This window comes from Orenia sp. (assembly GCF_055140805.1).
Window position 1 is genome coordinate 1 of the sequence record NZ_JBSQYM010000137.1, and the last position, 16,755, is coordinate 16,755.

The following is a 16,755-nucleotide window of genomic DNA, read 5'->3' on the forward strand; positions in this document are numbered from 1 at the left end:
ACAATTTTCAGCACTATTTGCTTCTAAACACATCTTTCTTATCTCTTCTGGTCCTGTTAAAGTTGTTTTATAAACAACCTTTACTGGAATATCATCTGAATCATCAAAGTATTGAGCAATCTCCTCTGAATTCTCTGCAACCTCTTTTAATACATCATCACCATATAAATGTTGACTTCCTGTTAAAAACCATACTTCTAAATTTTTAAATGGTTTCATTTTTGTTCCTCCTTTATTTTTGGTAATTATTGTTATTATATGAAATTAACCAATAGGTCAATTCTTTTGCAGTTCATCAATCTCAGACAAGAGAATTAAAGTCTTACAAGCTTTCAGAAGTGATTCTTAGTTCATAAACTCCACCAGCTATGGTCCCTTCACTTGATTGAAATCTAACTTCAACCTGCTTTTGACCAAGAGTTAACTCTTGAGGGATAGGATAGAATACATCAAATAATTCTCCAGGATGCTTACATTCTAGCCTTTGACTAACAATCACTTCATCATTTATTAAGATATCAAAATCACGTTCATAATGCTTACCATCAATCCCGATAAACATATCACTACCCCAATAAGTGACCATCAAATACATTTGCTCATCAGGTTTAACCTTCACATCATAACTGAAGAATCCACCATCACGAGCATCACGCCATGCCTTTTCAGCTACCAGTGAATAATCTGAGTAGGAATTTTCAGTCTTTAAGTTATGTTCTATCTCAGGTTGCTGCTCATGAGGATTTATAGCATCAATCGTTGCAGCATCTAATTGTTCTTGATAGTCTTCCTTCTCCTGCAACCATGTTTCATACTCTTCAATAGTCATCTTTTGCCAATAAACTGTATATCGTTCATGGTGTAAATCATAAAAAGGAAGCAGTTTTATCTTTTGATCCCCTGGTTGACCAATAGCAGTCGTTTCAAACACTAACTTCTCTTTATCTACTGGCTTAATCCAATCATTAAGCTCTGCCTCATCAACTACCAGAGTTGGTACTGTAATCCCAGGATGATTATTGTATATTAGATGATCTCCTACAATATCATTCTCAGGGAATTTCTCTTTACCAAGTGCACCTGCTAAGACAATCGGTCCATACATAACTGCCACCCTATGTTCATCATCCATAGCAGTATATAGATGTAAGTCCATTGGAAGAGTGATTTCAATAGTATCTCCCTGATCCCATTTTCTTTCTATAGTTAAATAACCATTCTCTGCTTGTTGATACTCTTCACTTCCATTAACTACAGCAGTTAACTTTCCAGCTATCCACTTAGGAACTCGAATATTTAGCTTCAATAATTGATCATTAGCCTTCTCAAAGACTAGTTTAGTCTGTTCAGATTGAGGAAATTTAGTCTCTTGACGGAGTTTAATTCCCCTTTCCTCTAAGTCTAATTCAGAAGAAATATATAAGTTCACAAATAAATCATCTTGATCTAGATGATAGATCTGTCTGATATAGCGAGCAGGGTTCTCCATTCCAGTACCAGTACAGCACCAGAAAGAGTTATCAGGAGTGCAGTAGACCTTAAAGTGACCTGGCTTAGTAGCTACAAAATAAGTCTTCATTCCTGAATCAGGATCCTGAGAACCTAAAATATGATTATAGAGAGCTCCTTCATAATAATCCATATATTCAACCTTATGGTCCCATGAGTATAACTGTTCTGTTAATTGCATCATATTATAGGTATTACAGGTCTCTGTTGTAGCAACTCCCAATTTTTCAGTATCAGGTGCATCAAAATGCTCATTTCTACTATTACCACCAATTACATAAGAACGATGCTTGATTACTTGCTCCCAGAAAAATAATGCTAAGTTCTTAAAATCTTCATTTCCATTAAGGTCATAAATCTTAGCTGCTCCTATTACCTTAGGAATCTGAGTATTAGCATGCTTACCTTGAAGCTCATCTTTGTTTTCAGCTAAAGGCTCTAATATCTCTTGGTGGCTAAATCTGATAGCTAAATCAAGATAATCCTGATTTTCAGTAACTTCATAGAGATTTGCCATAGCTTCATTCATACCACCATGTTCACAGATCAGCATTCTTTGAAACTCTTCATCAGTTAAATTATCAGTGCCCTCTTTAGCCCAATCAGCCAACTTAGTAAGCACTTCAAGAGCCTGCTGATTAGCAGTATAGCGATAGACATCAATTAGACCTGCATAGATCTTATCGATACTATACCAAGGCACCCACCAATTGGCTAAACTAAAGTTATCTACCTCAAACTCGCCAGTAAAGACCTGATCAAAGGGTTTACGAGGAAAGCCACTTACATATCCTTTATCATCAAGGCTCTGTAAATAAGCAAGTTCAGAAACAGCATAATCGATCTTCTCCTTTAACTCCTCATCTTTAGTTGCCAGATACATCTGGGCTGCTGCTGATAACCAATGACCTAAAGAGTGCCCACTGATCTGCCTTGCTTCCCAGCCTCCATAGCGAGGTTTCTTAGGATCTTGATCTGCTGCCTCATAACAAGGTGCTAGTAACCTATCAACATCAAGCTCTAATAGATATTCTTTCCCAATATCTTGAGAATCCTTAAAGATTCCTTCTAATAGCCTTACATCTTCCATTGATAAAATCCCCTTTCCCTATTATTAAGCAGCATTTATATACCTTTAAATTTGCCCCAAATCGCTACTCCCTCTTGATTTAAACCAGTAAAGACTAAGGTCGGCTTCCAGTTTTCCCAGTCCCAAGCTGGAATTATTTTAGCTTGATAAAGCTCTTTAGCTTTATCAGTGATTAAATTAATTTCTATTGTATAATCATCAATCAGCTTCCAAGAACCAGCATTAGCTTTATATTCTAACCTTCCATCATCTGAAAGTTCAGCTTCTTTAGCAGTTAATTGCAGATTATTGTCGGGGTCTAGAATAATTAGTTCCCATTTTCCAACTATCTTATCTCTCGTAATTTCTTGAATTGCTTCTCCAGCATACCTCTCTGGAGAAGCAACAGGCCAGCCATCATCACTCCATAATATCCTTCTAACATGCAAGTATGACCATTTAGGATCTTTTCCTCCCCTAGCATGATGGACAATGTAACAGTCATCACCATCTTGTAATACCGAATTATGACCTGGCATTTTCCAGCCATCACCACTAGCAAAGGAATAACTACCAACAATCTTATTTCCCACTCGGGATTGGGGATTTAACTCAATATCAGTCATACAATTACCTTGAGAGTCTAAATAGGGTCCAGTTATATTATTAGACCTACCAACTCTAATGTTATAATCCTTAAATAACGAATCATAAGAGACGAATAAATAATATTTATCAAAGTCTTCATTATAGATTATATAGGGTCCTTCAATCGCGGAATCAACATCTGAACTCCTTCTAGCAATCAAATCACCTTCACCATAGTTAACTAACTTACCAGTTTTAGGATCAATTTGAGAAACATAAATTCCCCCAAAGAATGATCCATAGACCATCCAATGATCTCCCTCTTTAGAGAAGAAGATATTAGCATCGATAGCATTAGGAGCAGTTCCAAATCTAGCAGTATCTTTGGATTTGGTTTTAAAGACTTCTCCCTGACTAATATAAGGTCCTGTAACACTCTTACTCTTGGCTAAACCAATATAAGAGATATTTGTTCCAAATTGCGAGGCCGAATAATAAAGATAATAGTCATCACCGAATTTAACTACCTCAGGAGCCCAGAGGTTAGTAGCAGCTGTCCACTCTTTAGCATCTGCAGGAATTCCATCTAGTGCATAGCCAACCCACTCCCAATTTATTAAATCCTTTGAACGCCTTATCTGTATACCGGGCTTTAGCTCTTTAGTATCTACTTCACAGTCAGTAGAAAAGATATAATAGCAATCCCCATCTTTAAAAATAGCTGGATCGTGTACATTTGTAATCATCCACTTAGCTCTATCCTCTAAAACCCTCTTATCATATAAAGGATAATCTGGTGGAGCTGTTGGATATTTTATTGAATTATTATCCATCTAAATGTCCCTCCTCTCAATTAATTTAGTTCATCCTAACTAACATTAGTACCGTTATCCGTACAATCTTGGAATATCCAAAACAATTTAAGTAGCTAAGTAATATATAAACATATATCTTATAAAAGTTATTATACTTATATCTCTAATTTAAAAATAAAAAGACCTTTATGTATTTAAATAATCTAAGCAATTTATAGCAGTAGCAAAAAACTAAACGATCAGAAACATATCTGTAAATATAATAAGAAGAATTTAGGGGATTCTCATATTAAAAATTTATCATTAAATATTAAATTATATTTCTAACCGTTTAGATTTATAGCAAAAATAAAAAATCAACTTCTAATCGTTTAGATTTATATAAATTATAACATCCATTGTAATTAATGTCAAGTGAATAGCCAACTATCAAGTTGGCTATTTTAAATAAAAACATAAAATTAAAGATCTCTAATATTTATTTAATTTCTTTTAACTAAAATTAACTACTCTTTTTTAATCTAATCACATTCCAAGAAAGCTTAGACAAATTAACTATAACTCTAGCTTTTTCAACCTTGGCATCTTCCCTTGTATGAGGTAATACATTATTAGGATTTTCTGATGTATTTTTAGCCTTAACATCTTCATGTTCCATTACAATATGCTCAATTACTTGATAAGTATCAAAGCCTCTCAATTCACAGGATAAAGCTAAAGAATCCTTTTGGTCACGATTTACCGCAAAGATGGTCAACTCCTCTTTATCATTGATTACTGCAACAGCATCAAGCAGAGGTACTTCCTTCACCTTAAAGCTATCGTAAGTAGGAGAAGAGATAACAGATTTTAATACAGTACCTCTTCCATATTTAGTGGCATGAAGGTATGGATAATAGATAGTCTGCTTCCACACTTCTCCGCCTTCATCTGTCATAATCGGAGCAATCACATTGACTAATTGAGCTAAACAGGCTATCTTTACTCTATCAGCATGCTTCAATAATGTAATCAGAATTAAACCAACTACTAAAGCATCTTCAAAGGTATAGATATCTTCTAGTAAATGCCCTGCAATTGACCAAGGTTCAAATTTCTCATCTGGTCTGCCAGAATGAAACCAGACATTCCATTCATCAAAGGATAAGTTTATCCTTTTATCACTTTTTTTCTTCGCTTTTACATAATCACATATAGCTACTAAAGATTCAATAAAATCATCCATTTCAACGCTTTGGGCTAAATAATACCCTAAATCCTTCTCTCTATTTCCAAAATACTGATGAAGAGAGATATAATCTATATGTTCATAGGTATGCTCTAAAACCGTTGCCTCCCAGTCTCCAAAGGTAGGCATATCTCTATGAGAGCTACCACAGACAATCAATTCGATATCACGATCAACCTGCTTCATCACCTTAGCAGTCTCACAGGCAAGACGACCATACTCCTCAGCAGTCTTATGCCCCATCTGCCAATATCCATCCATTTCATTACCTAAACACCAGGTCTTGATATTATGGGGTTGCTCATAACCATGCTCTCTTCTTAAATCACTATAATAGGTGCCACTAGGATAATTACAATATTCTATTAAATTACGTGCAGCATCTATCCCTCTTGTTCCTAAATTAACAGCCATCATAGTTTCAGCACCAACTTTATTTGCCCATTGAAGAAATTCATTGGTTCCAACTTCATTGGTTTCTAGAGTTCTCCAAGCTATTTCAAGCCTCTTAGGTCTGTCCTCTTTTGGACCCACGCCATCTTCCCAATTATATGCAGAAACAAAGTTACCACCAGGATAACGAACAATTGGTACATTTAATTCCTTTACAAGTTCAATTACATCTTCTCTAAAACCAAGTTCATCTGCTGTTGGATGATCCGGCTCATAAATACCTGTATAAATAGCACGCCCTAAATGTTCAATAAAGGAACCATAAATTCTATCATCAACTTTATCAATTATAAATTCTTTATCCAAATACATCTTTGCTTTCTTTTCCATTCTTACTGTCCCCCTATATGATCATTTTAATTTTTTCATTATTCAAATTAGTCCAATTATGAATTAACTCTAATAAATAAAAATTTAACCTATATCTATCAAACTTCGATATATTTATATAGTAACTTATAATTTTATAATGGTCAAGGAAGCAATTTTACCTAAAAACATTCAAAAACAGACTGATATCTAGATTAATTAAATTGAGGGCTAAGGGGGAAAACAAAACCCTCAACTAGACAATCAATTTATATTAAAGTTATACTAGATAACTATAGATATGTGAATTCAAAATGAAACTTAAAGGGGATATTGCAACAGTTTTGGGAATCAGGATTCAGGAACCAGTTATCAGTAAGACAGACTGATTCCAGATTCCCGATTCCTGACATGAAAGTGCCGCTTTATCTCTCTATAGCATCATAGCCTCAGGGTTCAATTTTATTCTATATTCACAAACCTATGAGGCTATAAATATTCAAGTGTAAATTATTATAACCTTATATTAGACTACTTATTAATCTCAAAAATATTTATAGCATCTATAAAATTTATTAATATTTATATATTTCAAAAAGAAGAGGATAAGGAAATAGAAATCCCCTTCTCTTTGAATTTTTTTATTAGTTAAATTAATTATTCTTCTTTAATCTAATTACATTCCAAGAAAGCTTAGGTAAGTCAGCTATAACCTTAACACCTACAACTTTTGCATTTCCTCCAGTATGAGGAGTTACATTATTAGGGTTATCAGCTGTATTTTTAGCTTTCATATCTTCACTTTCCATTACAATATGCTCTAGCACATTATAATCTTCAAAACCAGTTAATTCTACTTCAAAAGCCAAAGAATCTTCTAAGTCCCTATTAACTGCAAAGATAGTTAACTCGTCTTTTTGTTCATTCATAACAGTTACAGTGTCAACTAAAGGTACCTCTTTGAAATCTTCAGTGTCATAGGTCGGACAAGAGATAACTGGTTCTAATACTGTACCTCTTCCATATTTACAGCCATGGTAATATGGATAGAAGATAGTCTGCTTCCATGCATCTCCACCCTCTTTAGTCATAATCGGAGCAATTACATTAACTAATTGTGCTAAACAAGCCATCTTTACTCTATCAGCACGCTTTAATAAACTCATCATCATCATACCCACTACTAATGCATCTTCAAAGGTATAGATGTCCTCTAATTGTGGAGGAGCAATCGCCCAAGGCTCCATCTCTTGATCAGCTTGATTAGAATGAAACCATACATTCCACTCATCAAAGGATAGATAGATCTCTTTGTCACTCTTCTTTTTAGCCTTTACATAATCACAAATAGCAATGACACTATCGATAAAATCATCCATCTGTACAGATTTAGCCAAATACTTTGGAAGATTTTCTGTTCTATGTCCAAAATATTGATGTAAAGAGATATAATCTACATGCTCATAAGTATGCTCTAAAACAGTTGCTTCCCATTCTCCAAAAGTTGGCATATTTCTATGGGAGCTTCCACAAACTACAAATTCAATATCAGGATCAACTTGCTTCATCACCTTAGCAGTTTCACAAGCAAGACGTCCATATTCATCAGCAGTCTTATGACCTAGCTGCCATGGTCCATCCATTTCATTTCCTAAGCACCATGTTTTAATATTGTAGGGTTTTTCATAACCATGCTCTTTTCTTAAATCACTATAGTAACTACCTCCAGGGTGATTACAATATTCAATTAAATTACGAGCTGCATCTATACCTCTAGTCCCTAAGTTAACAGCCATCATAACATCAGTACCAGCTTTTTCAGCCCATTTCATAAATTCATTGGTACCAATCTCATTGGTCTCGATAGTCCTCCAAGCCAACTCAAGTCTATTTGGTCTATCTTCTACAGGTCCTACTCCATCCTCCCAATTATATCCAGAAACAAAGTTCCCTCCAGGATAACGAACAATCGGTACGTCTAATTCTTTTATTAACTCCATTACATCTTCTCTAAAGCCATCTTCATCAGCTGTAGGATGGTCTGGCTCATAGATACCTGTATAAACTGCACGACCTAAATGCTCAATAAATGATCCATAAATTCGATCATCAATATCAGCAACCTTAAAATCTTTATTCAATTTTACACTTGCTTTCTTTTCAGCCATTAAAATTACCCCTCTCTTTAAATAATACACATTTACTAAACTTTAATATAGGTATGAGAATCCAAAATGGAACTTAATGGATATATTGGGACACTTTTTATAACGTCATGGTTAAATTTTATTCTAGATTCACAAACCTATATATAGATAAACAACTCTAGAATGTAATATAAAACCCACCTCACCCCTAACCCCTCTCCTCATATCAGGAGAGGGGAATAAAAGATGCTTTAGTCCTCTTTAGACTTGGAGATCTATATAGATAAACAACTTTAGAATGAAATCTAAAACCAACCTCACCTCTAACCCCTCTCCTCCTATCAGGAGAGGGGAACAAATGTTTTAATCCTCTCTCCTAAGGTAGGAGAGAGCTAGAGTGAGGTCTGAAAATGATTTTAAAATTTTTAAATTACACTTTAAAGTTGGACATCTATAGTCACTCAACTCTATAATAAAATTTAAAGATAATATTATAAATATATAAGTTGAACTAATGTTTTTCTTAAAGAATTAAAAATCTTTAAAGAAATTATCATTTTAAATATTATCTTCAATAACCCAGAACCTTAAATAAAGCTTTAAATACTTTTAAAAAACAAGCTGCAGTTCCAAAGAGAGATTCTCTAGTAATTTAACAATCCTATTTAACCATTCTTATAAAAGGTTACAGACTTAACCTCTACCATAAAATTAATTCTGTAATATTCTTCTTTTAGATTTAATTACTTATATATTACAGTCTAATTGGATATGATATCAGTATAGTAAAATTGTTATATAGGTTAAATAGGATTCTTAAACAGTCAAAGTATCTGCTTTTTAATAGTATTGTTAAATAAAGGCTAAAAGATTCTCCAATATATTCTGATCTATTTAAATTATTAACTTATACCAGAAGATATAAGAGAATATAAAATCCTAAGCTTTACTCCCCATTGATATTTATCACCCTCTAAGGGTAAGACTATTATTTCTAACCGTTTAGAAATTCACCTAAAATAAAAACCCTCTTTTTCTAACCGATTAGAAAACGGGCAAATAAAAAATAATAATTTTTTATTAATTTAATTATATACCTCTTAATATCCAATGTCAATATATTGTTAGCATCCTATATGGCTATTATATTAATTTAAAACTAAATAGCTCTCTTATAATAGAGATATTTAAGTTTAACGATAACTTATACTAAGATAAGATAAAAAGATACATTCAAAAAAAGAGCATCTATTTTATAGATGCTCTCAATATATTTGTCATCAATTTAATTATAATCTTATTTTCAGTTAGAGTCTTATAGTATTGTACAGGGACTAATTAAAGAAAATGTGATTTTCTTTGTTATATGATTCTTTAGCTTTTCTTACATTGTCATCAATTTTCATACCTTCATCAGTGACCTTTTTTAAGAAATTAAACATAGTTACTAACATCTTTACATCACCCTTTCTTATAGTCTTGTATTCTTATAGAGATTATAGTTACATTATACACATTATCAAAAAAAATGCAACTATTTTTTTGATTTTTTATCATAAAATCAGTATATACCTATACAGAAGAGTATAGTTTTGTTAAAGCCTGATATTTTATCCCCTTCAAATCACTCGGCTATATTGAGCCTTATACAACTCATAATAAAAACCTTTTTGCTCAATTAACTCATCATGGCTACCTAGTTCAACAATTTCACCATTATCAATTACCATAATCCTATCAGCATTTCTAATCGTTGATAGTCTATGGGCTATTACAAATGCTGTTCTTCCTTCTAACAGAGCATCAGTAGCTTTCTGTACTAATATTTCTATCTTAGTATCAATACTTGAAGTGGCTTCATCAAGGATTAAGATAGCAGGATCAGAAAGTAATGTCCTGTATCATTATTTACAATTTATTCAGTTAATACTAGCCAACCAGTGACTTCTCTGCCCACTTTCTACTATTCCATCTAAATAGCATACAGACCCCTCTAATCCATTCATCTAGCATGAAAGCTGCCCACATTCCAGGAAGGCCATAGCCTAAAACCACACCAAAGAAGTATCCTCCACCAACTGCAACTATCCACATAGAGATGATTGCCATAACTACAGGAAAGATTACATCTCCAGCCCCCCTTAAGCCATTGATTAAGACAATATTGAAGTTCCGACCAGGCTCTAAAAAGGCATCTACCATCAGGGTTGTTGCCCCCAACATGATAATCTTAGTGTTATCAGTATAAAAGGACATGAATGATTTTCCAAAGAAGAATAGAATAATCCCACCTATTACTGAAAAGACCATAGCAATTCTGAAATTCTTAAAACCAGTATGATAGGCCTCTTCTATCTTATTAGCTCCTACTAGTTGCCCAATCATAATCTGATTTGCTTGACCTATAGCCAATGAAAATAACATTGCAAAGGAGACTATTGTCCAGACATAGGTTCTGGTGATATAAGCCACTTCTCCAAGATTAACTAAAATAATACTCATCAGTACCGTCTGGGATAAACTATAGGACATATTCTCCATTGCCGCTGGAAACCCTACCTTAACCAATCTTTTAAGCACTATTACAGGCTTCTCATTCAAATGTGTAAACATCTTAATTGAAAGTACCTTCTTTAATAATAATGTAAAAGCAGCAATCGTTGCACATATTCTACTGAAAGTAGTTGCAATTGCTACCCCTTTAACCCCTAAAACTGGTAGCCCAAACAATCCAAATATGAAGACTGCATCTCCAAAGATATTTAAAATATTCATTACTACTGTTATCATCATACATTCTGTAGTATAACCATGGCTTCTTAAGATAGCTGTTAGCGTATTTAATATAGCCTGAAAGAACAAAGCCCCTCCTACTATCTTCATATACTCAGAGGCATACTTTATCAAATCTGCTGTAACTCCCATTTTAATTAATATTAGATCTCCAAAGGCTACCATGACAATACTAATAACTATCCCTAGCAATAGGTTAACAACAAGGGATACAGCACTTACCTTCTCTACCTCTTCTTTCTGTCTAGCTCCAACATTTTGAGCTACTAATACTGCCGTACCTGCAGAGATTATGGCAAATATGATATTCAAATTCCCAATAATCTGATTAGAAGCCCCTACAGCTCCAGCAGCTCTATCATCAAACTGACTTAACATAAAGATATCTGCTACCCCTAGTAGCATAAATAATAGAATTTCAATAAAAATTGGTCCTGCAAGTTGATATAAATTCTTTCTCTTTTCCATCTCTTATATTACTCCTTTTTATTAAATATTATATTAACTATTTGATTATATCTCTATATTAAGTCTTTTATATCAATAATTTTTAACTAGATTATAATCCAAATAGTCTCTTCTTATAGGGAGATATTAAATTTTTATTTATAATTAAAACTTAATATTATTCCATAGTATAGTCATCTAACTTTAGAATGAAACAATAGATAGTGCGACACTTTGTGTCGAGTGTGAGCTATGAATGTGAGTGTGTGTAAAACTTCTTTTTATGGGATTTATTCACACTCACACACCCACTCACGCTAATTTTAAAAGTGTCCCAATATCCCCATTAAGTTTCATTGTTGAATTCACATACCTATATTAATCTAATACTTAACTAAAGAAATCACTTAGATGACTTTGTTTAAAGATATTTATATATTAAAATCTCCAACTAATGTCTGTAGGCGATTAGACATACTAGCCATATTTTGAGAAGAACTAGCCACTTCTTTAGACATAGAGTCTATATTCTCTGAACTAATTATTAACTCACTACTATTTTCTTTTAATAGCTGTACTACATTGTCGGTTTCATTAATTTGTAAAGAAGTATTCTCTATCGAAGACCTAATCTGCTTAAAGACCTGACCTGTATCCTGAACTATTTTCTTCCCTTCTGCAGTCTTAATTTCTACCTTCTTAATAGCTTCTAATCCAACATCAGATTTATTCTGAGTCTCTGTAATTATACTGGCAATCTTATTTGTTGCTTGAGAGGTCTCTTCAGCAAGGCTTCTAATCTCATCTGCAACTACCGCAAATCCTCGACCATGCTCTCCAGCCCTAGCTGCCTCTATCGCTGCATTTAGAGCAAGTAAATTTGTCTGTTCTGCCACACTAGTAATTAGACCTATTATCTGGCCAATCTCCTTAGAGTTATCATTTAAACTATTAATCATCTTCACTGCCTTAACAACCTCTTGATTAATCTCTTCCATATTATCATTTATCTTCTCTATATTGCCATCACCAACTTCAGCCTCTAAATCAGCCTCTTTAGACAACTCAGTCATACTATGACTACTTGCTGAAAGTTGTTTAATACTAGCTGCCATCTCTTCTAGAGCATAGTTTGTATTCTCTATAGTTGCACTGCTCTCTTCAGCAGAGGCTGATAGCTCTTGACTATAAGCTGATATATCATCTATTGCTTCTAATAGATCACCTACCATATTACTTAAATTACGCCTCATATCATTAAGATTAGCAAATAGCTTACCAATTTCATCACTCGATTTAACTTCTAAATCAGCTATATTTAAATTTCCTGAAGAGATATCTTGGGCAAATCTCATAGCTTGAGTAATTGGAGTAGTAATATATTTAGCACAAGCAATGGCTATACCAACTGATAATAAAGTCCCTATCAAAGCAATAAGAATAATTACATTTCTAATTCTTCTAGCAGAAGAATTAATCTTATCTATAGGAATTGTACTGGCTAAATATAGATTAGCCCCATCAATCTTATTTATGATCTGATAGTTATGGTCCACAATTTGAGCTTTAGCTAATACCCCTTTATCCATCTGGGTTAAATACCACTTATTCTTTATCTTAACTGTTAACAGCTCTTTATTTTGATCCTTTAAAATAATCCCTTCCTTATTAACTAAAGAAGCATTACCATAATCACCCAATGAAGTCTCTAAATTCTTCTCAAATAAATCAAGAGAAATTCCTATTACTAAATAACCTATTATCTTTTTTTGTGAATCACTCTTATGTATTGGAAGATTTAATAATAATACAGGCTCTTCTTCTATATATATTAAATCCCCAAAGTTTAAATCTTTATATCGATCAGTGGTCAAACTTTTTCCAATATATTTTCTAGCCAATTTTCTATCACTTAATGAATTTACTCTAGAATCTGCAATAACTATACCTTCTTTGTTTGTTAAATAGGCCCATTTTGAATATTCAATCTGTTCTAATGCTACTTTGAGCTGTTTACCTGTCTTATATACAAAGGAGTCATTAAAGAGAAATCCTTTAAAGGTAAGTTGTCCAGTAGCTGTCATTAACTTAGCATCCTCAGATAAGTCTTTCTCTTTAAAACCATCAGCCATCTTCACAAAAACACTGACCATATCATCCTTTAATAAGGGAATCATCACCTTATCTAATCTTGCTATAAAGTCGGTAATATTGGTCTTTTGATAATAATTGATAGTAGTAATCTGCTTATTAACCTGTTTTAAGATCGCCATTTCAGTATACTCTTTAATCACGAAGGTAACTAAAAACATAACAAACATTATTATACTAATAATAATCAATGATATCTTCCATTTCAAATTCAAATCTTTTAACTTTAAATTCTCTAACATAAGTCCCATCCCCCTTAATCATCGAGAATTAACCTATCTTTAAGATAATTAAATTATAATTACTATAATAGCAATATATAAATATCATGTATTTAATCAAAATAATACCAATAAATAATAATAAAAAACTCAAGTATCATTTGATTTATAAATCAAATAGCACTAATAATCTTCAAATAATCTATCTTCTATAGACTTAGATGGAATAATTACTAATGATTAATTTAAGGTTATATTTTTAAACTTATTACTAAAAACCAAACTCTAGTCAAAGTTAACTACCAAATATATAACCAAGAGGTTGTTTGTTAAATTTAACAAAACAACCTCTTGATTACTATTTTTATCTATCATTGAACATTATTATTGAGTAGCACCGTTATATAGCATCTCAATTCCAGCAGCAGATAAAGCTGCATCATAAATTACAAACTCATCAAACTGTGCACTTAAGTTCTTATCAGTTGCAAAATTTGACTTTCCGATATAGTTACCAGTAGTGTTTCCAAAGACCTTATCTGTTGCATTGTCATCTCTAGCACGTTCTTGACCATTAATATATAGAACTAGTGATGTACCAGAACGAGTTAATGCTACATGTTGCCACTGACCATTATCTACAATATATGGAGCACCAATTGCATCTACAATACTTCCAGAAAGATCAACATATGTTGAAGGCTCATTAGCAGCCATAAAAAGACTAGATGCTTCAGGATAACCAAAGTCAAATATTCTAGACCAATTGTTTAACTCATTAGCATTTATCCAAGTTGCAATAGTAAAGTCTCCAATTCCATTAAGAATTCCATCAGGAAGATCTACAAAACCGTCATTTCCATCAAGCTCTACTGCCTTACCTCTGACTCCATCAACTATAGAAACTCCACCTTCTAATGTTCCATCATATTCATTTTCTGAGGAATCTGTTGCAGTTTCATCATCAAATGTATATTTAGCTACTGGAGTAGCTTTAGTATATTTAGCAACAAGCACATCGGTTACAACTGTATCATCGTCATCTTTTACAGCTACAGCTTTCAGTGTTTCACCAAGTGCAACTGAAATTGTTCCTCCAGCATACACTGTACCAGTTGCTATTAGCTCATCAGCATCAGCATCATCAGGAGTATCATCATCAGCTACAACACTTTCAACAACTGTATAGTAAATAGTATAATCAGCCTTATACGCTAATGTAACATCTTGATCTGTAAAATAACCTCCTGCAGTCGGATTAGCAACTGGTATATATAGTCTTCCTTCAAAATCTAAATTATTTACAGCTTCACTTGCTGTAAGGGGATCACCATCAAAACGATAACCATATTTAGATGCATCTACAGTAACATCACCTTTAACAACCGCTGACCACTTACCTGCAGCTGTTGATACAGTACCATTTGTATCTCCTGAGATAGAGATTGTTACCCCAGATATCGGTTTTTGAACACCATTTATATCTTCTGCTGTAACTGTCCCATATATTTTATATTCTTCTTTAGAGACTATCCCATCATCACTACATGCTCCTAGCACTAAAGAAAACGTAAGTAATAAAGCAAATAAAGTTAATTTTTTCAAAGACATATATCTTCCTCCTTTAATATTTTATCTCAAATTAGTTTCTCTTCTTAAAGTAGCAATAAATATTTCTAAACCTGCAAAAGACATACCTTCTTTTGTACTTAAATGATATCTATCAATCTCAACGTACTTGATTATTTTACCAGAAGTTATATCTTAGACCTGTCATGAAGAATAATTCTTGATATGCATCACCATTAAATCCATCATTAACATCAAACTCATGGAATACATTAGCCTCTGCTTCCCAAATGAAATTCTTTGCTACTGGTCTATTAATAAATACTCCTACTTTATATTGATTAGCATAATCTCCTGCAGCATTTTCCCAACGTCTTAATTCAGAATAAGAGTTCATGAATATCTTTGTTTGAGGGAAGTATTTCACATAATTTAATAATCCTCTAATCTCATCACGATCATCAAGTCCTTTGAAATTTTTTTCTTCAAAACCTTCTCCTATAAATACACCAACCCCAAGAGTTCCTCCTGCTATATCATATTTATATTGAACTTCAAGTTCAGCCCAATCATTTACATAATCTATCTTATCTCTTTGTTCATAGGTATATAATGCTCTAGTAAATATCCTTGATCTATTACTTAGATTATAGGTTAAGTTAACTTCTGGCTTGATTGCATCCCAGCTATCATAATTAACAGTTTCAAAACCTCTTCCTTGAGAAAAAATCAATTGTCCACCATAAGTTCCCCAATCAGTATTTTTTTGATAACCTGGTCTAAATTCAAACCCTGTCTCTCCACCATGGTTTCCTGATAAATCTCCATCACCATAGCTTAAACCATCATCATTACCATCAACTGCTGTAGATTCATATACATGCATCTTCCACGATTTAACACCTAGTTGAAAATTACCCCAGTCATCTCCTTTAAAAAGCCCATCAAAATTGATCCAGTTTATAAAACCTAGCTTGTCTCCATTACTCCATTCTCTATTGACTGATTCTGCAGCTGTTCTAAAGGTACCATGGACAGCTGCCATAGCTCCTGTTGATAATAATGTCGATACTGTTAAGATTAGCGCCAACAACAATATAGTTTTTTTCACTATAATCTCTCCTTTTATAATAGATTTAGGAATAAATTATCCCTACTTACCCATTTAGATAATTTCAATCAATCTTCAAAATAAATTGGTAATGATTAATAAAAATCTATTCTTTCAATCAAAATAGACTAAATTTACTAACCCATTTAATCTCAATTTTCTTATCTCTGAGCACTATCTCTTATAATATAGATAAACAACTTTAGAATGTAATTTAAATATCCTAATAATTTAATACCTTTAAGATCTTAACTAAAAACCTTAAAAGATAACTTTCAGCAACGAATCTACCGAATTTACGCGAATAAAACTAAAAGATTAATTAATCTTTTAATCTTTAATTCG

Annotated in this window: 8 protein-coding genes and 2 pseudogenes; all 10 read right to left on the bottom strand. The window is 32.9% G+C overall.

Translation table 11 applies throughout. The features are described 5' to 3' along the window. Positions 1-219: pseudogene (locus tag ACTCDL_RS12305) on the bottom strand (L-arabinose isomerase); the annotation flags it as partial. A gap of 103 nt (positions 220-322) precedes the next feature. After that, positions 323-2,599, bottom strand: a complete 2,277-nt coding sequence (locus ACTCDL_RS12310; protein WP_463177015.1) for a beta-L-arabinofuranosidase domain-containing protein — start codon at positions 2,597-2,599, stop codon at positions 323-325. Positions 2,600-2,634: 35 nt separating this feature from the next. After that, positions 2,635-3,999: a family 43 glycosylhydrolase gene (locus ACTCDL_RS12315; protein ID WP_463177018.1), complete on the bottom strand. Its 1,365-nt coding sequence runs from the start codon at positions 3,997-3,999 to the stop codon at positions 2,635-2,637. Positions 4,000-4,483: 484 nt separating this feature from the next. Further along, positions 4,484-5,992, bottom strand: a complete 1,509-nt coding sequence (gene arfA, locus ACTCDL_RS12320) for an arabinosylfuranosidase ArfA (protein WP_463177022.1) — start codon at positions 5,990-5,992, stop codon at positions 4,484-4,486. A 632-nt stretch (positions 5,993-6,624) separates the two neighbouring features. Continuing rightward, positions 6,625-8,139: an arabinosylfuranosidase ArfA gene (arfA, locus tag ACTCDL_RS12325; protein ID WP_463177025.1), complete on the bottom strand. Its 1,515-nt coding sequence runs from the start codon at positions 8,137-8,139 to the stop codon at positions 6,625-6,627. Positions 8,140-9,737: 1,598 nt separating this feature from the next. Further along, positions 9,738-10,016 (bottom strand): annotated as a pseudogene (locus ACTCDL_RS12330) (ABC transporter ATP-binding protein); the annotation flags it as partial. 31 nt (positions 10,017-10,047) lie between these two features. After that, positions 10,048-11,379 carry an MATE family efflux transporter gene (locus tag ACTCDL_RS12335; protein ID WP_463177027.1) on the bottom strand — a complete coding sequence of 444 codons (1,332 nt, stop codon included), beginning with the start codon at positions 11,377-11,379 and terminating at the stop codon, positions 10,048-10,050. Between the two features lie 410 nt (positions 11,380-11,789). Continuing rightward, a complete protein-coding gene (locus ACTCDL_RS12340) occupies positions 11,790-13,751 on the bottom strand; it encodes a methyl-accepting chemotaxis protein (protein ID WP_463177029.1) in 1,962 nt (653 codons plus the stop codon). A 363-nt stretch (positions 13,752-14,114) separates the two neighbouring features. Further along, positions 14,115-15,341: a LamG-like jellyroll fold domain-containing protein gene (locus ACTCDL_RS12345; protein ID WP_463177032.1), complete on the bottom strand. Its 1,227-nt coding sequence runs from the start codon at positions 15,339-15,341 to the stop codon at positions 14,115-14,117. Positions 15,342-15,477: 136 nt separating this feature from the next. Next, positions 15,478-16,410 carry a hypothetical protein gene (locus ACTCDL_RS12350; RefSeq protein WP_463177034.1) on the bottom strand — a complete coding sequence of 311 codons (933 nt, stop codon included), beginning with the start codon at positions 16,408-16,410 and terminating at the stop codon, positions 15,478-15,480. Positions 16,411-16,755 lie beyond the last annotated feature (345 nt).

Bases quoted from the DNA above. Each gene is read 5' to 3' on its own strand.
- ACTCDL_RS12310 (WP_463177015.1), bottom strand. From the start codon at position 2,599: ATGGAAGATGTAAGGCTATTAGAAGGAATCTTTAAGGATTCTCAAGAT.
- ACTCDL_RS12315 (WP_463177018.1), bottom strand. From the start codon at position 3,999: ATGGATAATAATTCAATAAAATATCCAACAGCTCCACCAGATTATCCT.
- arfA (WP_463177022.1), bottom strand. From the start codon at position 5,992: ATGGAAAAGAAAGCAAAGATGTATTTGGATAAAGAATTTATAATTGAT.
- arfA (WP_463177025.1), bottom strand. From the start codon at position 8,139: ATGGCTGAAAAGAAAGCAAGTGTAAAATTGAATAAAGATTTTAAGGTT.
- ACTCDL_RS12335 (WP_463177027.1), bottom strand. From the start codon at position 11,379: ATGGAAAAGAGAAAGAATTTATATCAACTTGCAGGACCAATTTTTATT.
- ACTCDL_RS12340 (WP_463177029.1), bottom strand. From the start codon at position 13,751: ATGTTAGAGAATTTAAAGTTAAAAGATTTGAATTTGAAATGGAAGATA.
- ACTCDL_RS12345 (WP_463177032.1), bottom strand. From the start codon at position 15,341: ATGTCTTTGAAAAAATTAACTTTATTTGCTTTATTACTTACGTTTTCT.